Genomic DNA, 21,988 nt, shown 5'->3' with positions numbered 1-21,988 from the left:
CAGAAATTCTCTGACATCGGCTTTACCTGGTGCTTCGTCACCGATTCGGGGGAACGGCGTTCGGTCGACCGATCCAAAGCGCTGAACCCGGACGTTTGAACACCTACGGTCGAGGGAACAAACCCTCGACGATGGGTAAGTAAACGGGTGGGTCGGGAGGTCAAACCCATGGCCGAAGAGGCGCTGAGCGCGTCACATCAGGAAAAAGGGGAACCGGCGGAGGCCCCACCTGAGCAGATCAGAAAGGCCGTCGCCGGAGCGGCGATGGGTAACTGCATCGAGTGGTACGACTTCGGTGTTTTCGGCTTCATGCCCGCCATCCTGGGGCAGGTCTTCTTCAACGCTTCGAGCACTTCGGAAGGTGCGCTGGCGACCTTCGCGGTCCTCGCGATCACTTTCATCGTGCGACCGTTCGGCAGCTTCGTGTTCGGTCCGCTGGGGGACAAGATCGGGCGCCAGAAGGTGCTCGCGCTGACGATCATCCTGATGTCCGGGTCGACGTTCATCATCGGCCTGTTGCCGTCCTACGCGACGATCGGCCCGGCCGCCGCGGTCCTGCTGATCCTGTTGCGCACCATCCAGGGCTTCTCGGCGGGCGGTGAGTACGGCGGCGCGGCGACGTTCATCGCGGAGTACGCGCCCGCCCGGCGCCGGGGTTTCTGGGGCAGCTGGCTGGAGTTCGGCACGCTCGTCGGGTTCGCGATGGGCGCCGGTTTCGTCACGATCTTCACCGTCGTCCTCGGCGACGAGGCCATGCGCGAATGGGGCTGGCGCCTGCCGTTCCTGATCGCGGGCCCGCTCGGCATCGTCGGTCTCTACCTGCGGAACAAGCTGGAGGACACTCCGCTGTTCCAGGAGATCGAGAAGAAGGACGAGGTCGAGAAGTCGCCGCTGAAGGCGTTGCTCAAGAAGCACTGGACGTCGATCCTGCACCTGATCGGCATCGTGGTGATGCTGAACGTCGCCGACTACATCGTGATCACCTACCTGGAGACCTATCTCAAGGACGTGGTCGGGTTCAGCGGGCACGCGCCGTTGCTGATCATCCTGGCGACCATCGCGCTGATGCTGATCCTGATCGTGCCGATCGGCATGCTGTCCGACCGCATCGGGCGAAAACCCATCCTGATCGCGAGTTGTGCGAGCTTCCTGGTACTCCCGATCCCGGCGTTCTCCTTGATGGGCGCGGCCGCGGACGACCAGAACGGCTGGCAGCTCACGCTCGGCGTGCTGATGATCGCGGTACCGCTGGTGCTGATCCTGGCCGTGCTGGCCGCGACGCTGCCGGCGATGTTCCCGACGCAGGAGCGCTACGGCGGTTTCTCCATCGGGTACAGCGTTTCGACCGCGGCCTTCGGTGGCACGGCGTCGTACATCATCGGCAGCCTGGTGAACTCGACCGGCGACAACCTGTGGCCCGCGTACTACCTGATGGGCTCGGCGGCGATCGCGGCCATCCCGATCCTGCTGCTGCCGGAAACGGCCGGGGTGTCGTTGCGCGGCATCGTGAACTCGCGGATCGCGCGACGCCGGAAGCCGGAAACGGCCACTCCCGGCGGCACCTCGGAGCTACCGGCGAGTTAACGTCTGTCCATGAGCCGTATCTCGCAGCCGTGGCCGCCGGTCGAAGTCGAACCGGCGACCGTTCACCCGAAAGCCCCGCAACCGGGCAGCCACCTCGGCATCCACTTCGGTGAGTGCTTCGGGTGCGGCGACGAGATCGAGGCCGGGCTCCACCTGCATTCGACGGTGGGCGAAGGGACGACGGTGTACTCCAAGTTCACCGTCACCTCCGCCCACCAGGGTGCGCCCGGCCTCGCCCATGGCGGTCTCCTCGCCTGCGCCTTCGACGAGGCGCTCGGCGCGACCGTCGGCAACCTGCTGCGCCGCCCCGCCGTCACCGGGAAGCTGGAGACGGATTTCCTCCGGCCGGTCCCCGTCGGCTCGACCCTGTACATCGCCACGAAACTGGACGGCGTCGCCGGCCGGAAGATCTACGTGAGCGCCGACGGACGGCTCGACGCCGAAGACGGCCCGGTCGCGGTGCGGGCGCGGGCGCTGTTCGTGCGGGTCGAATTCGAGCACTTCAGCACCCACGGTGACCCCGAGGCGCTGCAGAAGCTCGCCGCCGCGCACGAGAAGGCCAAGCGCGAACGCGAGTGGGACATCAACCCCTGAGCGTTTCGTCCTCTGGTTGCGGTAGTTCGTCCTACGAACTACCGCAACTAGAGGACGAAACGCGTGTCAGGTCAGGGTTCTCGGCCGGATCGCGTTCGCCTTGTCGACGAGTTCGACCCGCTGGTCGACCGATCCGGCCAACCGGGCCAACGTCCGGTAGCAGCGCTCGAGCCCGAACCGCAGGTCTCGCTCGTCCAGGGCACAGCCCAGCACCTTCGCCCCCGGTGTCGGCTGGTTCTTCGAGTTGAGCCAGCCGTAGGCCGCTTCGAGGACCTCCGCCGACAACCGCGTGCGACGTTCGGCGTCGAGCTGCAGGCGCTCCAGCCTGGTCGAGGCGTCGACGAGATCCCGCTCGGACACCATGACCGGGTCCTTGCCGCCGCCGTTGACCCTGGTCTTGATCTTGATCGCGGCCACCTGCGCGGCGACGTGGTGCGACGACGACGCGGGGACGGCCTCCAGCACCTCGATGGCGCTGGCCCTGGCGCCCTGCGCGAGGTACACGCGAGCGAGGCCGAAGGCGGCGCTGACGTACGACCGGTCCGTTCGCCACACCAGCTCGTAGTAGCGCGCGGCGCCGAAGTAGTCTCCGACCCCCTCCGCGCTGACGGCCAAGGCCAGCTTCGGCGCGATCTCGCCGGGCAGGTCCTCGTAAACCGCTTCGAACGCGACGTGCGCGACGCGGGACCGTCCGCCCGCGAGCTCGATCAACCCGCGATACCAGTCGATCCGCCAGTCGTGCGGGAAACCGGCCTTGATCGCGAGGTATTGCGCGGCCTGCAGCTGCCGCTGGGCCTCGACCAGCTCACCGAGCTCGATCCGGGCGCGGACGATGCGCAGCCGCACCTCGATCGACTCGCGCGGCGCCCCGGCCAGCGACTCGATCGCACCCTTGGGATCGAGCGCGACCGTCGACGCGAGCACGCCGGCCGCCGGGTCGTCCGTGTCGACCTGCGGGATCGGCAGACCCGCGACCACCTCGCCGGGATCCGGCAGGGGCACGCTCCCGCCGTGCTCCGGGACGACCATGTCCACGCCGAACGTGCGGCTCTCCGGGCCGAACACGGTCGAAGCGCCGGGACGGGGCTTCCCGGTGCCCAGCGCCATGATCTCGCGGAGCACACCGGTCAGCTGGTCGGCCATCTCCTCGGCCGCGATGAACCGGCGATCCGGGTCCGTATGCGTCGCGCGCTTCAGGAACCGGTAGTACGAACCGAAGAGCGCGAACAGCGGGACGACGTCCGGGCCGGGCAAGGTGGTCTTGTACTTGGTGGTGTAGCCGGAGAATTCGAAGCTGAGGACGGCGAGCGTGCGGCCGACGGTGTAGAGATCCGACGCCACCGAAGCGCCGTGTGTCGCCAGCTCGGGCGCGCTGTAGCCGGTGGTGAAGAACAGCGGGCTCTCGTAGTCGTCGATGCGGCGGACCGCGCCGAGGTCGATCAGCTTGAGCTGTTCGTGCGTCTGGATGACGTTGTCGGGTTTGAGGTCGCAGTACAGCAGGTTCTGGCCGTGCAGGTACCCCATGGCGGGCAGGATCTCGAGCCCGTAGGCGATCACCTGGCCGATCGGCAGCGGCTCCGGGCGCTTCGTCTCGCGGTGGTGCGCGAGCGCGAGCTGGCGCAGCGACTGGCCGCCGACGTACTCCATGACGATGTAGCCGACCGAGTTGCCGGTGTCGCCGTCCGGATGCTGCACGAAGTTGTGGATCTTGACGATGTTGGGATGCTCGACCTCGGCGAGGAACCGCTGCTCGTTGGCGGCGGCCGCCATCGCGGTGGCGTCACCGGTGTCGATCAAGCCCTTGAGGACGACCCAGCGGTCGCTGACGTTGTGGTCCTGCGCGAGATAGATCCAGCCGAGGCCGCCGTACGCGAGCGCGCCGAGGACCTCGTACTGGCCGCCGACGATCTCCTTCGGCCGCAGCTTCGGGACGAAGGAGAACGGGTTCCCGCACTTCTCGCAGTTGCCCTCGGGCGAACCGGGTTCGCCGTCCTTGCCGCGGCCGACCTTGGCGCTGCAGCTGCCGCAGAAGCGCTTCTCCTCTGACACCATCGGGTTTTCGAGGACCGCGGACGCCGGGTCGCGGTACGGCACCTGCGGGACGTCGACGAGCCCGGCGCCGAGACGGCCGCGGCGCGACGTGCGGGACGACGTCCGGCGCGCGGTGCCGGGGAACGAACCGGTTCCGGTGCCGGTTCCGGTGCCTCGGCTGCCCGATCCGGTCCCCGTCCCGGTTCCGCGGCTTTCGCTGGAGCGTTCGGGGAGGACGCTTTCCGTGCCCGGGTCCGGCAGCGGGCCGGGACCGTTGTCGACGCGCGGCGTCGGCGGCATGATGCTCTGCGTCTCCGGCGCCGGCGAGGCCAGCACGCTGGTCGGCTGCGGCGCGTCGGCGGGCGCCTGCCGATCAGGCCGGACGGCCTGGGGGTTCGGGCTCACCGGGGCCAGATCGCCCGGCGGGCGCGTCGGATCCTCGGCGCCGGGGATCGGCCGCTGACGGCCGCGCGGTGGAGTCTGGGGAGGCTGGACGGGCGCGTGGATGGCCGTGCGCTCGGCGTCGCTCTCCGGCTTGGGCGGCGGTTTGGGCCGCGACGGCTCGGAGAGATCGAGCCTGCCGGAAATGGACGGTTCGGGCGTTTCCCAGCGGACCGGCGCCGGCGGTGTCCAGGAGGCGGGCTCCGCCTCACGACCCGGCGTGGCGTCGTCCGGCGCTGCGTGCCGAGGACGGCGCGGCTCTTCCGACACTGGTACCTCCCGAAATCCCCGCGACAGCGTCCCTCCGATCCTAGACGTGCGCGGGCAGGTCGTGTCCGCGCCGGGTCGAACCCGCTACGGTGCGATGGAGAACCGATTCAGCAGGTGATTAGGGGAGGGACCGGTGCCTGCGTCATTTTCGATGTCGATGGCCCAGCTCGACGTCGTACTCGAGGATCTCGGGCTCGGCAGGTTCGTGCTGCCTTTCGAGATCCCGACCGTCGGGACCACCCTCTCCGAACGCGAGCGGCACTGCGAAGAGATCTGGGCCGGGCTGGCCGAGCGAGGCTTCGCGCGCGATCGCGAGCTGCTGCGCGACTACGAACAGACCCTCCGGCTCTGGGCCACCGGGGACTTCGTCGTCACCATGGAGGCGCACGAGGTCGAGCAGGACGCCGAGTACCTCTACCGGGGCGCTTGGAACAGCGGTCTGGGCGTCGTGAGCCAGCAACGCGGATTCGACATCCTCTTCGAGCCGGTCTACCCCGAACAGGTCGTCGCGACTTTGCTCGGTTATCTGCCGTCCCTGCAACCGTTCCCCGGTCGGGTGACGACGTCCAGCACACTCCCCCCGGCCAAACGCCCGGACGACCCTTTCGACGAGGACCCGGACAACCTCCGCCTGGGTGCCGCCGCTCGCTTCTTCGAACACCCGCTCGCGCGCCTGGGCACGGTCAGCGTCACCCTCCGCGACGACCGGGGCAAACCGCAGCAGAAGAGCGTCCAGTGGTTCGACAGCCTCCAGGGCCGCTTCATGCTCGCCACCGACCGCTTCCCCGACGGCGAGGTCCGCCGCACGTTCACCCCGACGAGTGGCTCTCACCTCGCACGATGGGTCCACGACCTGGTCGAAGCCGCCCGCGTCGGCAGCGCGTGATCCTCGCCGGAGGGCGGGCTTCAGGGCCGTTTCCGCTGATATCGTGATCTGACGAGCGCAACGAGTAACCGGGACTTGGTGCAGGGGAGAGACCATGACTGACGGCGCCGGCGGACCGCCGGGCAACTTCTCGGACATCCTGGGCGACTTCTCGGAGCAGGCCGATCGGATGGTGACGGCGGCGAAGGAAGGACGGTTCGCGGTCAGTCCGGAGATGGGTCAAGCCTACAAGACAGCCCTGCAGGATTACCTGGACAGCTGGACCGGCAACAAGATCCACTTCGACAGCCTGGCGAATTCTCCGGAGCTCGGAACAAGCCCCTATACGGAGCGAGTCGGGCAACACATGACGATGGTCGCGTCAGGTGACGATCAATCCGCGAAAACCCAACTCGAAAGCCTCCAAGCTGTCGTCGAACGCGCGCAGGCGGCAATCGACATGGCGATCAGCAAGTATCAAGCCACCGACCACGCGGCCAGCAAGGACCTCTCCGACATCGGCAAGGAAATCCACTAGATGAGCCAGTACGGGACCAAGTTCCTGAAGCGTTCTCTTCCCATCGCGCTCGCAGCTCTACCGCTCACTCTCGCAGGGTGCACTACCGAAAAGCCCGGGAATCCCACCACGTCTACACCAGCACCATCCACGTCCGGCCAGAACGCCAGCAGCTCCCCACAAGATGCCTTCGGCTCTTTGAAGGCCTGCGACCTATTGGAGCCGATCGCTTCTTCACTCGGTTTCGAGCCTCCGGCGGTCGAGACCTATGAGAGTGACAACGGTTGCGGATCGAGCAAACCCCGATACGGAACCGTAGCGGTCTATCTCGTGCCCAATGCGGGCATCGCGGATCTGAAGACCGACACCGGCGAGGTGAATCAAATCACTGTCGGTGGGCGCAAGGCGGTCGAGTTGCCCGGAAGCGCGGGCAAGGGCGCCTGTCTGATCGGGATCTCCGTCGCCGAGAAGGCCAGGGCGACGGTGAATCTCGGGCTTTCGAACAGCGGCACCACAGAACAAGCTTGCACAGACGCAAAATCCATCGCCGAACAAATCGCACCGAAGCTCCCCCAAAGCGGCTGATCAGATCAGGGAGGGGACATGGCAGACAACGCCGGTCAGGACAACGTCGAGTCGGTGCTGAACCTCGACGGCAAAGCGCGCCGGACGTACGAAGGCAAGCGCTACGCGGAGACTTACGAAGAGGTCAACCAGGGCCCAGGCGGCAACTCCGTGACCGCGCGACTGACGGCGGAGGCGAAGGCAGGCCAGTATTCGAGTGATCAGGCCGCGGCCCTCACCCAAGGCCAGCAGTTCCGTGGCGGACTCGGGCCATCGGACCAGCGCTACGACGGCAACTCGCACGGCGACTTGATCGGCATGGTCTCCAACAACCTCTCCGCCGAGAAGATCGACCAAAAGGGCGAAATCTGGAACAAGCAGGGCGATGCGCTGAACACCTTCAGCAGTGCGCTGAGCTCCGCCGCCAGCAAGGAGGGGGCCCATTGGCAGGGGCCTTCCGCGGAGGCCGCGCACGGGTTCTTCAAGAATCTGGGCAAGTGGGCCGACACCGCGGGCGACGGCGCGTATCTCGCGTCCAACCGGTTCTCCCAGTCGGCCGCCGCGGCCACCACCGCGAAGAACTCCATGCCCGAAGAGATCCCCTTCGACCGCAACGCCGAGTACAAGAACGCCCTCAACCAGCTCGCGACCGGGAATCTCGCGGGCGCGGTGGACACGGTCGGCAACATTTCGGCCAAGCAGGAGCAGTCGTTCCAGGCGCATCAGCAGGCCGCGCAGGTGATGCACACCTACGACCAGTCGCTTTTCGACGTCAACTCCAAGCAGCCCACCTTCGCCCCGCCTCCGGAAATGGGCGAGTCGACGACGGCGTCCGGGTTCTCCGGGGGTACGGAGGCCAAGGGCTTCAGCGGCGGCCCTGGCCCCAACAGCGGTCCTGGGCCGGGGATACCCGCATCGGGTGGTCCGAACGCGCCGGCGCCTGGGATCACCACGGGTGGCGGGCACACCGGCGTGCCCACGCCGGGTCAGCCGGCCGGCGGGCAGCCGGGGACGTTCCGGCCGGGGCCGGCGCCTGGGTTGGCGGCGCTGAACACGCCCGGCCCCAGCGGTCTCGGCCGGTTGGGCAGCGAGCAGTACCGCGGCAAGCCCGGCCGGACGACGAGCGGGCCGGGTGGTAGCGCGGCGAGCCGGTTGACCAACGGCGGAGGCGGCGGGTTCGGGCGCAACGGTGGCTCGGGCAACGTCGCCGAGCGGCTCGCGGGCGGCAAGGTTTCGGCCGGTGAAGCCGAGAAGCTCGCGGGCAAGGGCGGCGGGTCCGGGTCGGGCAAGCTGCCGGAGGAGCGGATCACCCGGGGTGGCGCGGCCGCCGCGGGCAAGACCGGTGGGCCGGGCGCGATGGGCGCCGGCGGCGCTCCCGGTGGCCGCGGCCAGAAGGAAGAGGACAAGGAAAAGAAGTCCCCGAACTACCTGCAGGAGGAAGACGCCGACGTGTTGTTCGGCGGCTACGAAGGCGAAACGAAGCCGGTGCCGCCGGTGATCGGCGAGAAATCCCCGTGAGCCGAAACGGGCCGTTCGGGAGCGAATCCCGGACGGCCCGTTCTCACTTGTACTGGGCCGGAGGCGGCGTTCCGCCCTCGAGTTTGTTCCCGATCCATTTCGCGTAGCTGGTCTGCCACGCGCCGCCGCGCACGTTCTCCAGCACGGCGTTCACGAAGCGCACCATGTCCTCGTTCTCCTTCGGGACACCGATGCCGTAGTTCTCCTCGGTGAACCGGCTCCCCACGATCTTCAGCGTCGGGTCCTGCGCGAGCATCCCGGCGAGGATGACGTCGTCCGTCGACACGGCCTCGACCTGCTTCTGCTGCAGCATCACCAGGCAGTCCGACCAGTTGTCCACCGAGACCGGCACGGGTTTCGACGGATCCGCCGCGATCTTCGTCAGCGAGGTCGACGTCTTGGTCGCGCACACCCGCCGCCCGCCGAGGTCCGACAGGTTCGCGACCTTCGAGCCGGATTCGACCAGGATCCGTTGCCCCGCCTGGTAATACGCGGTCGAGAAGTTGACCTTCTTCAGCCGGCTGCAGGTGATGCTGTAGGTCCGCACCACGATGTCGACCTGCTTCTTCTCGAGCACTTCTTCCCGCAGCTTCGACGGGATCGCGCGGAACTGGACGCGCCCTTCCGCGCTGCCGAAGATCGCCTTCGCGATCTCGTTGACCATGTCGATGTCGAAGCCTTCGAGCTGCCCCGAGGTCGGATTCCGGAAACCGAACAGGAACGTCGTCTGGTCGACGCCCGCGACGAGTTTGCCCTTCTCCTTGATCTTCGCCATCGTCGAGCCGCTGGTGATCGACGTGCCGCTGGTCGGCCGCAGGCTGGCCAGCGGGTTGCAGCTCGTGTCGGTCGTTCCGCCACCGCCGGCGTTGTCGGCGCCGCCGACGTTCGCGGGCAGCGGCGGCGCGACCTCGCCGACGGGAGCCGGGTCGACCGGCGCCCCCGCGCTGCCACAAGCCGTCGCCAGCACCAGGACCGCGCCGAGCACGGCCGTTCGCAGACCGTTCCGCATCACCGGTACTCCCTCAGCCGTTCACGGATTCCCAACGCGGCCCCCGCCGCCGCGATCAGCGCCAGTACCGCGATTCCCGGCGCGAGCAAGGTCAGCGCGCGGTCGGCGCCGCGGGTGTCGTCGAGGAATTCCTGTCGTCCCACGTTGATCGCGGCGACCAGGTTCTCGTCGAGCCGCTGGAACGCCACGGCGGCGCCTTCCTTCTTGTCGTCACGGATGGCGGTGTCGACGGCGTCCTGGTAGGAGCCGTCGTCGTCCTGCCGCCGCACCTGACCGTGTGCCTTGAACCAGGCCGACGCCGCCTGGATGGCCGCGTCCACCTTGTCCGCGGCCGCGCCGCCCGCGGCGAGACCACGGGCCTCACCCAGCAGGCCGCCTTGGCCGTCCGTCCCGCCGAGCTGCCCGGCGAGAGCGGTGAAGTCCTTTTCGTACGCCGCGCCGTCGCCTCGGGCGACGAGGGTCAGGGTTTCGTTGGCCCTGGCCTGCAGCGCCGCGATCCGGGCGCGGACGAGGACGTCCACCTGGTGCGAGCCGTCGTCCTCGCCGCTGCCGACGAGGGAGCTCTGTACGATCAGCGCGACCGCGCCCCACAGCAGGGCCACCACCACCGACACGGTCGCGACGACCAGCCCGACGTTCAGCAGCCGGTTGGTCCTCCGGGTCAGATGCACCTGCGTGACGATCAGCGCGGCGAGCAGGGCGAGCAGCAAAGCCGTTGCCAGCCAAGGGAATCCGGTCGCGTCGTCCTGTTCGGCGGCGAGCCGGTCGGTGTCGGTGCGGTAGAGCTCCTGTGCGGCCGGAAGGATTTTCGACCGCATCAGCTCCGACGCCTCACGCAGATACGAGGCACCGACGGGGAAACCCTGCCGGTTGTAGGTGCGCGCGGTCTCGATCAGTCCTGTGTAGACGGGGATCTCGCGGCCGAGGATGTTGATCTGCTCGGCCGCCTTACCGACTCCGGAGGAGTCCGATGCCGCCTTCGCCAGCGCGGCCCCGGCCTCCGCGATGTCGCGTTCGTACCGCTGGCGCATGGCGAGCGGCTCGGTGCCGATGGACAGGAACGAACTGGCCGCCGTCGCGTCGGCGTCCGAAAGCGCGCGGTAGACCTGTTGCGCGGCGGCGGCGAGCGGTTCGCGGTGGTCGATCAGGCCGTTGATCGTGTCCTTCTTGTCCTGCGCGGCCAGCGTGCCGAACAGGCCCGCGACCAGCGACAGCAGGACGAGCCCGATCGCGATCACCGACAGCCTGCCCGGCGTGGTCGCCGCGGACCGGACGATCGCTCGGATACCGTTGCCCGGCAGTTCGAGCAGCCCGGCGATCCCTCCGCGACCTCCTGGCGCGGGGGGCGGCTCGGGGCTCCCTGGTGGCCCCGGCCGGGTCACTGTGCTCGTCATCGCCGATCCTCCCCATTGGCTCTACCCGCAAAAGGTATCCGAGTCGGGATCAGCGCAGCCAGTGACACCGGTGTGTGTCATCGGCACGTGATCTCCCGGCCGGCGGAAAGGCCCCTTTTTCAGGCGTACCGCACGATCGCGCACTCAGGCGCGGACGGCGGGGGCGACCGAATGCGGGAGCACCTCGCCGTCGGACGGCCGTTCGACCACGACCTCGACGTCGTCGCCGAACCGGTACGGCCTGGCCAGCAGGAACCCGCCGAAATGCCGCCTCATCCTGGACATCTCCGCGCGGACGGTGACGGTGCGGCCGGAGTCGCCGAAGAGATCGCGCGACAGTTCCGACGCCGACCTGCCCTCGCGATGCCGCGCGAGGACGTACAGCATCTCCGCGTGCCGAGGGCTCAGCCGATGCGACCAGGTTCCCGCCGCGCCCGAGACGCGCAGCATGCTTTCCCGCGGAGACCGCAGATCGAGCACGACCCGCGTCGGCGGCGCGTCCTCCCCCTCGGTGAACCGGACGAGCCAGCCGCCGGGCAGCGGCTCCAGCAGGCATTCGCCGTAGGTCGGCAGCCAGGCGCGGCCGGGAGCGGCGGCGTTCGGCAGCGCGATCCGGCCGACCGGGACGAGACCGGCGGAGGCCGCGATCCAGCCGTGCGGGTCGGCGATCACCGCCCGGCCCTTGACCTTGGCGAGCAGCGGTGTGGCCAGACCTCGCAACCGTTCGAGATCCGAGAGATGGGTGGTCCGCAGGTGCGCTTCGGCGAGCTTCGCGACCGTGTCGACGAGGGCGAGGGTCGTCGGGTGCACGGTGGAGGCCGGTCCGGAGAGGTCGACGACGCCGAGCAGCCTGCCGTCCCTCGGGTCGTGCAACGGCGCCGCGGCGCAGGTCCAGTCGTGCTGGTTGCTGACGTAGTGCTCGGCCGAGTAGACCTGGACCGGATGCCTGGCGACCAGTGCCGTCCCGATGGCGTTGGTGCCCGCGGCGTGCTCGTGCCAGTCGACGCCTTCGACGAAGCCGAGCCCGTCGGCGCGGCGGCGGACCGCGGTGCTGCCGTCGCGCCAGAGGACACGGCCGTCGGCGTCGACGACGGCCATGATGTGCGCGGCCTGCTCGGCGAGGCTGATCAGGCCACCGCGCAGAACGGGGAGGACGGCCGCGAGTCCGCTCTCGCGGCGGCGGGCTTCCAGCTGGTCCGGGGTGAGCGCGGACGACGGCGAGCCGCGATCCGGGTCCAGGCCGAGACGCCGCATCCGCTGCCAGGACGCGCCGATGACCGCGCGCGGAGCACTCGGAAGGGTGGTCCCGGCCAGCGCCGCCTCACGCACCTCGGCGAGGGCACGCGCGTGCCGCCGCGGGTCCGCACCGACCGGCAGCGCCGCCTCGAGCTGCACCTGGCCCACTCCTTTGGTCTGTTCAGGCCAGTGTGCCCGGACGTCCCGGGGAGCGGAAGGTCTCTGTGACCTGGGCGCGGCCTACCCGGGGAAGGGCGCGTCCGCGAGGCGGGGCCGGGGAAGGACCTCCGCCGGCTTCCGGCCCAGCAACAGACCGGTCCGGGTGGCCTCGGCCATCACGGCGCGGACGTCGACGCACCACGGGCCGTCGGGCTTCAGCTCCACGAAAGCGCTCTCTCCCGGCTTCAGCACGAAATGCGGCTGGCCGTCGAGCGCGATGGAGCCGCCGGCCGCGGCGAGGTCGACCCGAACCCCGGCGTGCAGCACGCTCCAGCCCCGAACACCCACCGCCCGGACCTCGCCGGGCGCGATCGGCGCCTGGACGACGTACGGCGTCTCGTCGACCGGCCCCAGCGAGACGGCCACACCGTCCACAGTGGACTTCGGGCTCGGGCACAGCCGCCCGGGGATACTCGACAGCCCGACCCCGTCCGGGACGGCGAACGTGCAGTACAGCTCGGTCAGCGACGCGGGATCCCATCGGCTCTCCGAGCACACGCTGACGTCGGTCAGCGCGATCTCGCGGCGGGCCTTCGTGACGACCTCGAGCACGGTCGCGCGGTTCGTGACCAGGTCCGTGTCCACCTGATGGGTGGCCACCAGCCCGGCGGCGAGCCCGGCGACGGCGGACTCGTCGGCGCCTCCGGCGGGCAGCATCAGCAGCGGCACGTCGCCGCAGGCCGCCGCGGCCGCCCGCATCATCGTCCCGTTGCCGAGGCAGATGATCACGCTGGCGCCCGCGTCCACCATCCGGCGGACGGTGCCGATGATCTTCCCCGCGTCGGTCCACACCATCACGCGGCCGGCGCCGGCCACCCTCAGTGCCGAACGCAGGCTCTGGATGTCACGCTCCGAAGCGGGGTTCGCCACGATCCCCGCAACCGCTTCGCCCACATGTCCTCCGCTGCCGCGCCAAGTCCCTACAAGGAAACGACGTCCGGGCCGCGAAAGAAAGAGTTGCACGAGGTTGCATCACCAGGAAAGGGGACGAGGCTTCCGGTCCGCGGTCCGCTTGCCCGCCAGGACACGCACGCCGAGCGGGACGAGCACCAGGCAGAGGGCCACGGCGGTGAGGACGCTGAGGAGCTCGCTTTCCTTGAGCACCCCCATCCAGATGGTGCAGGGCCAGAGGAACAGCAACGCCCTCCCGGTGCCGAAGGTCCCGGCCCGGAAGGCGCCGATGGCCAGCAGCAGTCCCCCGGCGTATTGGCCGACCGACGCGGTGACCGGGATGCGCCACAGCCCGTAGGACAGGTCGACGTAGTCGTCCATCACCAGCTTCGTCGCCTGGTCCAGGCCGAGTGTGTCGACGAGTTCGAAGGCCGTCAGCTCGACACCGGCGGAGTAGAGCCGCGCGAACAAGCCGAACGCGAGCAGCACGAATCCCCAGACGGCCAGTGCGGGCGCCTTCTCCGCGACGATCTTCGCCAGCATCAGGAAAGCCGCCAGCAGGAGAACCGCGCCCAGCAGGAAGACCGAGTACGCGGCCGTCACGAAGCCGGGGTCCGCGGCGTACGCGGCCAGCTGGCCGGGCGCGGCGAACGGGTACTGGTCGAACCACGCGACCTGCTCCGGCGTGAAGTCCGCGAGTACCAGATGTCGCAGCGACAAACCCACGAACCACACGAGCGGTGCGAGAATCAGTGCCACGCCGCCGATCCAGCGGCCGGTTTTGCCGTTCATGGTGGAAGCGTCGCCGATGAGGACGGCCTGAGGCAGCGAGCGAAGGTCAGGAGGAGACCTTGACTTTCGTCAGGCACGAAGTCGGCGGGATGAGCCGGGGCCTGGATGGACGGCACGGGGTGCGGCCGGACCCGGGAAAAGCAGCAGGGCCGCCTCCCCTAGGGGATGACGGCCCTGCTTGGAAAGCTTGGATCAGATCACGGTGACCGAGGTGGCCTGCGGACCCTTCGCGCCCTGCCCGATCTCGAACTCCACGCGGGCGTTCTCCTCGAGGGTACGGAAGCCGTTGCCCTTGATCTCGCTGTAGTGCACGAAGACGTCGCCGCCGCCGTTGTCGGGAGTGATGAAGCCGAACCCCTTCTCGGAGTTGAACCACTTCACAGTGCCCTGAGTCATAAAATCTCCATATGCAACACAAACAAACAGGAAGCCACGTCGGCAGCCCGGGTCATGACCAGACGGTTTGCTTCCCCGGAAACACGAGGAGACACTACGCCCGCTGAGTTCTGCGAGCGTGAACCAACACGAACACAAAAAACGAGACCTGAATCAGTAAAGCACACCTCACGCAGGCCGACAAGCGTCTTCACCCTGGTGTGCGCAGCCGCACTGTACCTCTCCCGGCAGGGCCTCCGGCGGCCGGGCTATTCGCCGCTGGCGGCGCGCAGGGGTACCTCGGTGCCGAACGGCGAACGGCGCAACGCCTCCCGGTTCGTGGCCACGACGGCGATGTCGTGGGTCTCGGCGTCCGCGCTGAACAGCACCGGCACCACGCCGGAAACGGACTTGTCCTGTGGCTTCGTTTCGTCAGCCATGTTTTCTCCCAGTGTCAACACAATGCTCTAAGTACTGCGTGCCAACAACTTCACCGGTGCTCGCTCCGGTCCATATCGGACCCCTCGGTGTTGCGGCGATTGTGCCACGGCCGACCGACAAAATCCGGTCTCCGCGACCGAAAGTCGGCCGAGTCGTCACCGGTTTCCCACCCTTTGGAGCAGGTGAAGGCGGCCCCACAAGGGTTTCTGTGTATCCCCTGAGAAAAAAGTACCGCCCGGTGGTCGGCGCGGCGGCCTCTACTGGCCTCCTTGCTGCGGCCTCGCGGCGCCCAGCAGGCTCGTCAGCCGGATGTCCGGGGTCACCACGTCCGGATCCGTCCTGATGTCGATCACGCACGGCCGTTGCCGCACCAGCGCGCTCGCGATGATCGGCTCCAGCTCTTCCCGATCGTCCACGGTGTACCCGGCGGCGCCGAGCCCGCGTGCCCACGAAGCGAAGTCTGTGATGGGGACGGTGACGCCCGAAAGCCGTCCGTGCTTGCGCGCCTGGTGCACGGCGAGCGGGCCGTGCACTCCGTTCTGGAACACCAGGACGGTCACCGGAACGCGGTAGCGGACGGCGGTCTCGATCTCCTGTCCGGTCATGAGCGCGCCGCCGTCGCCCGCCATCGCGATCACCGTGCGGCGTGGTTCGGCGAGTTTCGCCGCGACCGCCGCCGGGACCGCGTAGCCCATGGCCGCGTTGCTCGGCCCGAGCTGGCTGCGCGGCGCGGTGAAGCACCAGTAGCGATGCATGAACTGGGCGAAGTTGCCCGCGTCGCTGGTCACGATCGCGTCCTCGGGCGCGAGTTTGCGCACCGCCCGGATGACGTCGGCGGGATGGACGCGGGTGGCGCCGCTGGTGTCGGGCGGCGTCATGAAGGTGTGCACGGCGGCGTTCGCGGCCGACGCGCGCCGCTGCCGGGGCGAGGCCACATTGCGCAGCTCACGCAGGAAGGGCTCGACCTCGGAGTCGACCCGGAAGGTCAGGCCACCGCGGCGGGCGGGCTCGATCCCGGTGCCGACCAGCACCAGCGTCTGCGACGGCGTCGGGTAGCGGAAGGACTGGGTGGTGACCTCGTCGAGCTGTGTGCCCAGCGCGAGCACGAGGTCCGCGCGCTCCAGCGCGTCGAGCTGCCGAGCTGGGATACCGATGCCGAGATGGCCGGCGTAGCGCGCGTGGTTCTCGGGGAAGGCGTCCTGACGGCGGAACGCGTTGTACACCGGCAACGCGAGCTCGTCGGCGACGGCGATCAGCTCGTCTCGCGCCGCACGGGCCCGGCCGCCGACGATCACCACCGGATAGCGGGCCTCGTCGACCAGTTGCGCGACCGCCTCGGCGGTCCGGCCGAGCGCGCCGGTGGCGGGCGGCCGCACGGAGGCGACCGGTTTCGCCGAATCGAACGGGACACCCCAGAAGTCGGCGGGGACGGCGACGACAGCAGGGCCCGGCCGCCCTTCGCGGCAGCGGGTCAGCGCCTCGACCAGCAGGCCGGGGACCTCGTCGGGCGATTCCGCGCGGCCGGTCCACTTGGAGATCGGCTCGAACATCGCGGTCAGGTCGGCGGTGGGCAGCTCGCTCGTGGCCCCCGGGTCCTGCGGCGGGTTCTCCAGGAGGACGACCATCGGGCTCTCGTCCTGGTACGCCGTGGAGACACCGATCGCCAGGTTCGCCGCGCTCGGGCCGCGGCCCGCCAGCAGCACGGCGGGGTGCTCGGTCAGCTTGCCTTCGGCCTCGGCCATGAAGGCCGCGCCGGAGTCGTGCCTCGCCGAGACGAAGGTGATCGAGCGCTCGCGTTGCAGCGCGTCGAGCAGATCCAGGAAGGACTCACCCACCACCGCGTACACGCGGTGGATCTGCGCCTCGGTCAGGATCCGCACGGCCGTCTGGGCGACGGACGCTCCCGGTTGGTATCTAATGAGAAGAGCTTAGGCGGGCGGTGATCGGTGCCGTCAAGCGATCTTCCGATTCCGGCAACCCCGGAGCGGCGGAATGTCCGATATTCGGAACGTGTTCGAGCAAGGGAGCACGAAAACGTGACCTCAGCCACCGCCGGACGTGAAACTGTTTTCACTTACGGGGCGCCGGCCTTGAAATACGGCACCGGGTCGAGCGACGAGATCGGCTACGACCTCACCCAGTACGGCGCACGCCGGGTGCTCGTCCTGACCGACGCGGGTGTCGCCGCGACGGGCTGGCCACAACGGATCGCCGAAGGTATCGCGACCTATGGCATCGAAGCCGTCGTCTTCGACGGCGTGCACGTGGAGCCGACCGACGTCAGCATGCGGAAGGCCGTCGACTTCGCCCGCGGGCAGGGCGAGTGGGACGCCTTCGTCGCCGTCGGTGGCGGGTCGGCCATCGACACCGCCAAGGCGGTGAACCTGTTGACCAGCAACGACGGCGACCTGATGGACTACGTCAACGCGCCGGTCGGCGGCGGCCGCGCCCCGAGCGCGCCGCTGAAACCGCTGGTCGCGGTGCCGACCACGACCGGGACGGGGTCGGAGAGCACCACGGTCTGCGTGCTGGACGTGTTGTCACTGCGGGTGAAGAGCGGCATCAGCCATCTCCGGATGCGGCCGAGTCTCGCGGTGGTCGACCCGAGGCTGACGGTCTCGCAGCCGCCGGAGGTCACCGCCGCGAGCGGGATGGACATCCTTTGCCACGCCGCGGAGAGCTACACGGCCAAGCCGTACACCGAGTTCGACCGGAAGCGGCCGGAAGACCGCGTTCCTTACTGTGGCTCGAATCCGCTGGCCGACATGTTCGCCGAGCAGTCCCTGCGGCTGCTGTCGTGGGCGCTGCCCGCGGCCGTGCGCGACGGCTCCGACATGAAGGCGCGCGAGGCGATGGCGCTCGCGGCGACGTTCGCCGGGCTCGGGTTCGGCAACGCCGGGGTGCACATCCCGCACGCCAACGCGTATCCGATCGCCGGGCAGGTGCGGGAATTCCATCCCTCCGGGTATCCGGGCGACGAAGCGATGGTGCCGCACGGGATGGCCGTCTCGCTGACGGCGCCGGCGGCGTTCCGGTTCACCTTCGACGCCGCGCCGGACCGGCACATCCGGGTGGCGAGGCTGCTCGCGCCGGACTACGAATGGCCGGGTGATCTGCGGGACCACCTGCCCGCGGTACTCGGGCAGATCATGCGGGAGATCGGGATCCCCAACGGGATCGGCGCCGTCGGGTACACCGAGTCCGATGTGGACTCTCTGGTTTCCGGCACGGTGAAACAACAACGGCTGCTGGCGACGGCGCCGCGAGAGGCGTCCGAAGCGGATCTGGCGCTCATTCTGCGGGAGTCGGTGACGCTGTGGTGAACGCCGAGTATCCGCATTGGCAGACGGTTCCGTTGCGGTGGAAGGACAACGACGTGTACGGGCACGTCAACAACGTCGTCCACTACTCGGTGATGGACACCGTGATCAACACGTGGCTGATCGAACGCGGCGGCCTCGACATCGAGACCGGCGAAGTCATCGGGCTGTGCGTGGAATCGCAATGCAAGTACCACGCTTCGGTGTCGTTCCCGGGAGAGCTCGAGGTCGGCCTGCGGGTAGGCCATCTCGGCCGGTCCAGCGTGCGCTACGAGGTCGGGATGTACTCGAAGGAGACCGTCATCGCGGAGGGACACTTCGTGCACGTCTTCGTCGACAGGAAGTCTCGGCGTCCGGTTCCCGTCGAGGGCCTCCTGCGTGCGGCCCTCGATGAGCTGAAGGGGACTTTCCCCGCGTAAGACGCGGTGAAGGACGCTTTCGTCGCATCGTACGCGGGGAAAGCGTCCTTCAGCCCCTCTGGACCGGAGCCGGACCGGGCTGGGGTAACCGCGGCGACCAAGCGTGCATGAGCTGCGCGTAGCGCGCGGACCGGTCCATGAGTTCGAGGTGGGTGCCCAGCGCGGTCTCCTTGCCGTCCATCACCAGGACCCGGTCCGCGCGCAGCGCCGACGTCAGCCGGTGCGCGATCACCACCAGCACCCCGCCCCGCTCGGCGAACGCCCGTTCCGCGCGGGCTTCGGCGGGCGGGTCGAGGTGCGACGTCGCCTCGTCGAGGATGACGACGCCCGCGTCGCTCGCGTAGACGCGCGCGAGCGCGATCAGCTGCGCCTCACCGGCGGACAGCGTGCCGTGCCCGATCTCGCCGTCGAGCCCGCCCAGCCGCGTGACCAGCGGTTCCGCGCCGACGGCCACCACCGCCGCCAGAAGTTCGCGGTCCATCGCGGTCTGCGCGAACAGGCCGACGTTGTCCCGCACCGACCCCGCGAAGACGTACGCCTCCTGCGGGATCAGCGCGACCATCCGGTGCCGCAGCGCAGCCGGGACCTCCCGGACCGGAACTCCGCCGAGCAGCACCCGACCGGCCTGCGGTTCGAGCATGCCGGTCAGGAGCCCGGCCAAGGTCGACTTGCCGATACCGCTCGGCCCCACGACCGCGAGCCGCTCGCCGGGCCGCAGGTGCAGGTCGAGCCCACGCACCACCGGCTGCGCGGCCGCGCCCCAGCTGAAGGTCAGGTCGCGCACGTAGATCGCGGTCCCGTCGGGTTCGGCCGCGCCGTCGGGCTCGGGCTCGGCCTCGGCGGTCTCCGCGAGCCGCCGCAGCGCGACGATCAGCCGCAGCACCACGGTGCTCGCGGTCGCGGCCAGCCCGCGCAACGCCGGCTGCATCGTCGTCGCGAGATAGACGAGCGCGCCGAGCGCGGCGCCGGCGGTGAGCACTCCGTCCCTGACCATGCCCGGCGCGACCAGCAGCGCCAGGAGCAGCGGCACGAACCCGCCGGTCGCGATCACCACCGTCCTGGCCGCCCCCGACCGCGCCACCCGCACGGCCGCCGCGGCCTGCGTGTCGATGGCGTCGTAGAGCTCCAGCGCGGCCAGCGGTTCCGCGCCGCAGGCGACGACATCGCGCATCCCCGACAGCGACGCGCCCGCGACCTCGGCGGTCCGCTCGTCGGCCAGCGCCAGCGCGCGCTGACGGCGAGCGAGCGACGGGAGCAGGCAGCCGAACACGAGTACCGAGACCACGACCGGGATCGCCACGATCAACGCGAGCGAACCGGCGACGGTGAACAGCCCGGCCAGCGCCGCCACCGTCGTCACGATCATCCCGCGCGCCTGCACCAGCAGCCCGGCCGTGGCGTCGCGGACGACTTCGACGTGCTGGGTGATGCGGGCGACGCCGCTGGCGTCCGGTTGATTGCGCGGCGGCGCCGGATCGTGCAGGACCCCGCGGACGACGGCCGTCACCAACGCGTCGCGCAACGGCTCGACGACCTTGCCGAGCTGATGCCACACCAGCCGTGAACCGAACGCGCCGATCACGGCGACCAGCCCGAAGACCGCGAGCCAACGCAGTCCGGTGCCTGGTCGATCCGCGGCAAACCCCTCGTCAACCGCGAGTTCGACCAGGCGACCGGACAAGAACGCGGGCGCGCTTTCCAGGACGGAGCAGGCCAGCAGGACCAGCCCGCCGCGCCACTGCCCGGCCAGCGCCGAGCGGTACAGCCCCCAGACGCTCATCGCACGCCCTCGGTGAAGACGGCCTGGTACGCCGGATCCCGCCACAGCTCGTCGTGCGCGCCGACCGCGCGGACGCGGCCGTCTTCCAGCCACACCACCGTGTCCGCCCGCGACGCGGTGGCCGCGCGATGCGTCACCACCACCCGGGTCCGGCCGGGGAGCGTGCGTTCGATCGCCTCTTCGACCGCGGCTTCGGTGACCGTGTCGAGGCTGGCGGTGGCGTCGTCGAGGATCAGCACTCGCGGCGCGTGCGCGATCGCGCGGGCCAGCCCGATCCGCTGTGCCTCGCCGCCGGAGAGCGGTGTCTCCGCGAGCGGTGTCCGGTAGCCGTCCGGCAGCCGGACGATCAGGTCGTCGACCTGGGCGGACCGGCAGGCCGCCCGCACGGCGGCCTCGCCTGCCCACGAGCCGTAGCCGACGGCGTCACCGATGGTCGCCCCGAGCAGCGCGGGCCGTTCGAAGGCGAATCCGACGACCGCGCGGAGCTCGCTCGGCCGCAGCCGCTCCAGCGGACGGCCGTCGAGCAGCGCCGTTCCTTCGTCCGGGGTCAGCAGTCCGCCGAGGACGTTGACCAGCGCGGACTTCCCCGATCCGGATCGCCCGACGACCGCGGTGAACCGGCCGCCCGGCACGAGCAGGTCGACGTCGGCCAACGCGCCTTCGATCGTGACCCCGCGCAGTTCGAGCGTGCCCCGGCCGGGGACGACGCCGAGGTCACCCGGTTCGGGGACCGGCGAGTCCAGCACCTCGCCGATCCGCCACGCGCATGACCGCGCGCGGGAAAGTGTGGTGAGCAAAGGGATCTGGGTGATCAGCCCCATGCCGAGCGCGACGTAACCGAGTGCCGCGAGTACCTGGCCGACGGTCAGCCTGCCGTCCAGCACGCCGAACCCGGCGGCGGCGAGCACCGCGAGTTCGACCGCGGGCAGCAGCAGCCCGGAGCGCCACACCATCCTGGCCTGCGTCCGCCACATCCCGCGGCCGGCGAGGCTCAGTTTCGGCAGCGGCCGCAGCACCCGCTCCGCTTCGCGATCGGCGGTGCCCGACGCCGCGATCGTGCGGAGGCCGGCGACGGCGTCGACCATCCTCGCCGCGAGTTCGCCGGACACCTCCTGATAGGTCAGGACGTCGTCCGCGGTGTTCTTCAGATGGGTGCGCGCGAGCATCAGGCCGAACGGGATGCTGCCGAGGAAGACGAGCGCGAGCCGCCAGTCCATCAGCGCGAGCAGGACGACGGCCCCACCGGAGATCAGGGTGGTCGACCCGAGCTGGACGACGACCGAGGCGACCAGTCCAGCGCCGGTGCAGTCGCCGGTGAGCCTGCTGATCGCGTCGCCGTCGGCGAAGGTCGACCGGGTGCCGAGCGCGAGGTAGCGGTCGGCGAGTTTCCGGCGCAGCCAGGCGGTGGCGGACGCGGTCATCCGCGCGGTGAGGATGCCGCCGATCAGGCCGACGGCGATTTCGGTGACACCGAGGGCGATCAGCCAGGTGACCTCGGGCAGGCTGGGCCGTCCGGCCACGACCGCGTCGACCGCGGCGGCGAGCGCGCCGGGCAGGAGCAGCCCCGCCGCCGTCCCGGCGAGCGCGCTGAGGATCAGCGCGATCAGGCGGGGGCGATCGAGCCAGGTCACCGTGACCAGCAACCGATCGGCGGAACCCGCCATCCCACTCCTCACACCGTGATCCCAACGAGATGAACCGGAAGGCAAAATGAAGGCGCGGGAGCGG

19 protein-coding genes are annotated in these 21,988 nt (G+C 69.6%); 8 read left to right on the top strand and 11 right to left on the bottom strand.

The annotated features are described in order from the left end of the window. The first annotated feature begins 168 nt into the window (after positions 1 to 168). Together ACOCEP_RS13190 and ACOCEP_RS13185 are read left to right on the top strand one after the other, a co-directional pair. Positions 169 to 1,584 carry an MFS transporter gene (locus ACOCEP_RS13190; protein ID WP_482337481.1) on the top strand — a complete coding sequence of 472 codons (1,416 nt, stop codon included), beginning with the start codon at positions 169 to 171 and terminating at the stop codon, positions 1,582 to 1,584. Positions 1,585 to 1,593: 9 nt separating this feature from the next. Next, entirely contained in the window at positions 1,594 to 2,178 is a 585-nt protein-coding gene (locus tag ACOCEP_RS13185) for a PaaI family thioesterase (protein ID WP_020633063.1), read from the top strand. Positions 2,179 to 2,244: 66 nt separating this feature from the next. On the opposite strand, the gene ACOCEP_RS13180 is transcribed toward ACOCEP_RS13185, so the two are convergent. Beyond that, positions 2,245 to 4,920, bottom strand: coding sequence for a serine/threonine-protein kinase (locus tag ACOCEP_RS13180; RefSeq protein WP_482337480.1), 2,676 nt, complete (start codon positions 4,918 to 4,920; stop codon positions 2,245 to 2,247). Positions 4,921 to 5,053: 133 nt separating this feature from the next. Between ACOCEP_RS13180 and ACOCEP_RS13175 the strand changes: the two genes are divergently transcribed. The 4 genes from ACOCEP_RS13175 (at position 5,054) to ACOCEP_RS13160 (ending at position 8,384) form a co-directional block, all read left to right on the top strand. Beyond that, entirely contained in the window at positions 5,054 to 5,806 is a 753-nt protein-coding gene (locus tag ACOCEP_RS13175; RefSeq protein ID WP_482337479.1) for an ESX secretion-associated protein EspG, read from the top strand. Positions 5,807 to 5,900: 94 nt separating this feature from the next. Next, a complete protein-coding gene (locus tag ACOCEP_RS13170; protein ID WP_482337478.1) occupies positions 5,901 to 6,323 on the top strand; it encodes a hypothetical protein in 423 nt (140 codons plus the stop codon). Beyond that, positions 6,324 to 6,887 carry a DUF3558 family protein gene (locus ACOCEP_RS13165; RefSeq protein WP_482337477.1) on the top strand — a complete coding sequence of 188 codons (564 nt, stop codon included), beginning with the start codon at positions 6,324 to 6,326 and terminating at the stop codon, positions 6,885 to 6,887. Positions 6,888 to 6,905: 18 nt separating this feature from the next. Next, positions 6,906 to 8,384 (top strand): hypothetical protein, encoded by a 1,479-nt coding sequence (locus ACOCEP_RS13160; protein WP_482337476.1) that lies wholly within the window; start codon positions 6,906 to 6,908, stop codon positions 8,382 to 8,384. 43 nt (positions 8,385 to 8,427) lie between these two features. Here ACOCEP_RS13160 and ACOCEP_RS13155 read toward each other — a convergent pair whose 3' ends face one another. The 8 genes from ACOCEP_RS13155 to ACOCEP_RS13120 form a co-directional block, all read right to left on the bottom strand. After that, a complete protein-coding gene (locus ACOCEP_RS13155) occupies positions 8,428 to 9,393 on the bottom strand; it encodes a glutamate ABC transporter substrate-binding protein (RefSeq protein WP_482337475.1) in 966 nt (321 codons plus the stop codon). Next, a complete protein-coding gene (locus ACOCEP_RS13150) occupies positions 9,393 to 10,787 on the bottom strand; it encodes a hypothetical protein (protein WP_482337474.1) in 1,395 nt (464 codons plus the stop codon). Before ACOCEP_RS13150 ends, ACOCEP_RS13155 begins: the two co-directional genes overlap by 1 nt. Positions 10,788 to 10,931: 144 nt before the next feature. After that, a complete protein-coding gene (locus ACOCEP_RS13145; protein ID WP_482337473.1) occupies positions 10,932 to 12,191 on the bottom strand; it encodes a GAF domain-containing protein in 1,260 nt (419 codons plus the stop codon). A gap of 72 nt (positions 12,192 to 12,263) precedes the next feature. Continuing rightward, positions 12,264 to 13,136, bottom strand: coding sequence for an ATP-NAD kinase (locus ACOCEP_RS13140; RefSeq protein ID WP_482337472.1), 873 nt, complete (start codon positions 13,134 to 13,136; stop codon positions 12,264 to 12,266). Positions 13,137 to 13,214: 78 nt separating this feature from the next. Beyond that, positions 13,215 to 13,925 carry a hypothetical protein gene (locus tag ACOCEP_RS13135; protein ID WP_482337471.1) on the bottom strand — a complete coding sequence of 237 codons (711 nt, stop codon included), beginning with the start codon at positions 13,923 to 13,925 and terminating at the stop codon, positions 13,215 to 13,217. 192 nt (positions 13,926 to 14,117) lie between these two features. Further along, entirely contained in the window at positions 14,118 to 14,321 is a 204-nt protein-coding gene (locus ACOCEP_RS13130; protein WP_005163378.1) for a cold-shock protein, read from the bottom strand. Positions 14,322 to 14,569: 248 nt separating this feature from the next. Further along, positions 14,570 to 14,740 carry a hypothetical protein gene (locus ACOCEP_RS13125; protein WP_192747631.1) on the bottom strand — a complete coding sequence of 57 codons (171 nt, stop codon included), beginning with the start codon at positions 14,738 to 14,740 and terminating at the stop codon, positions 14,570 to 14,572. Between the two features lie 258 nt (positions 14,741 to 14,998). After that, positions 14,999 to 16,660 (bottom strand): thiamine pyrophosphate-dependent enzyme, encoded by a 1,662-nt coding sequence (locus ACOCEP_RS13120; RefSeq protein ID WP_482339706.1) that lies wholly within the window; start codon positions 16,658 to 16,660, stop codon positions 14,999 to 15,001. 171 nt (positions 16,661 to 16,831) lie between these two features. Between ACOCEP_RS13120 and ACOCEP_RS13115 the strand changes: the two genes are divergently transcribed. Both ACOCEP_RS13115 and ACOCEP_RS13110 read left to right on the top strand, forming a co-directional pair. Then, positions 16,832 to 18,064 carry a hydroxyacid-oxoacid transhydrogenase gene (locus tag ACOCEP_RS13115; protein ID WP_482337470.1) on the top strand — a complete coding sequence of 411 codons (1,233 nt, stop codon included), beginning with the start codon at positions 16,832 to 16,834 and terminating at the stop codon, positions 18,062 to 18,064. Then, positions 18,058 to 18,480, top strand: a complete 423-nt coding sequence (locus ACOCEP_RS13110; RefSeq protein WP_482337469.1) for an acyl-CoA thioesterase — start codon at positions 18,058 to 18,060, stop codon at positions 18,478 to 18,480. The genes ACOCEP_RS13115 and ACOCEP_RS13110 overlap by 7 nt, the downstream gene beginning before the upstream one ends. A 49-nt stretch (positions 18,481 to 18,529) precedes the next feature. Here ACOCEP_RS13110 and ACOCEP_RS13105 read toward each other — a convergent pair whose 3' ends face one another. Together ACOCEP_RS13105 and ACOCEP_RS13100 are read right to left on the bottom strand one after the other, a co-directional pair. Continuing rightward, entirely contained in the window at positions 18,530 to 20,260 is a 1,731-nt protein-coding gene (locus ACOCEP_RS13105; protein ID WP_482337468.1) for an ABC transporter ATP-binding protein, read from the bottom strand. Beyond that, complete coding sequence (locus ACOCEP_RS13100; protein WP_482337467.1) at positions 20,257 to 21,924, bottom strand: ABC transporter ATP-binding protein; 1,668 nt, start codon at positions 21,922 to 21,924, stop codon at positions 20,257 to 20,259. The genes ACOCEP_RS13105 and ACOCEP_RS13100 overlap by 4 nt, the downstream gene beginning before the upstream one ends. Positions 21,925 to 21,988 lie beyond the last annotated feature (64 nt).

The sequence above is a fragment of the Amycolatopsis sp. CA-211722 genome (genome assembly GCF_056828465.1).
The sequence above is the reverse complement of the archived record's forward strand: the minus strand, read 5'-3'. Positions and strand labels throughout refer to the sequence as shown.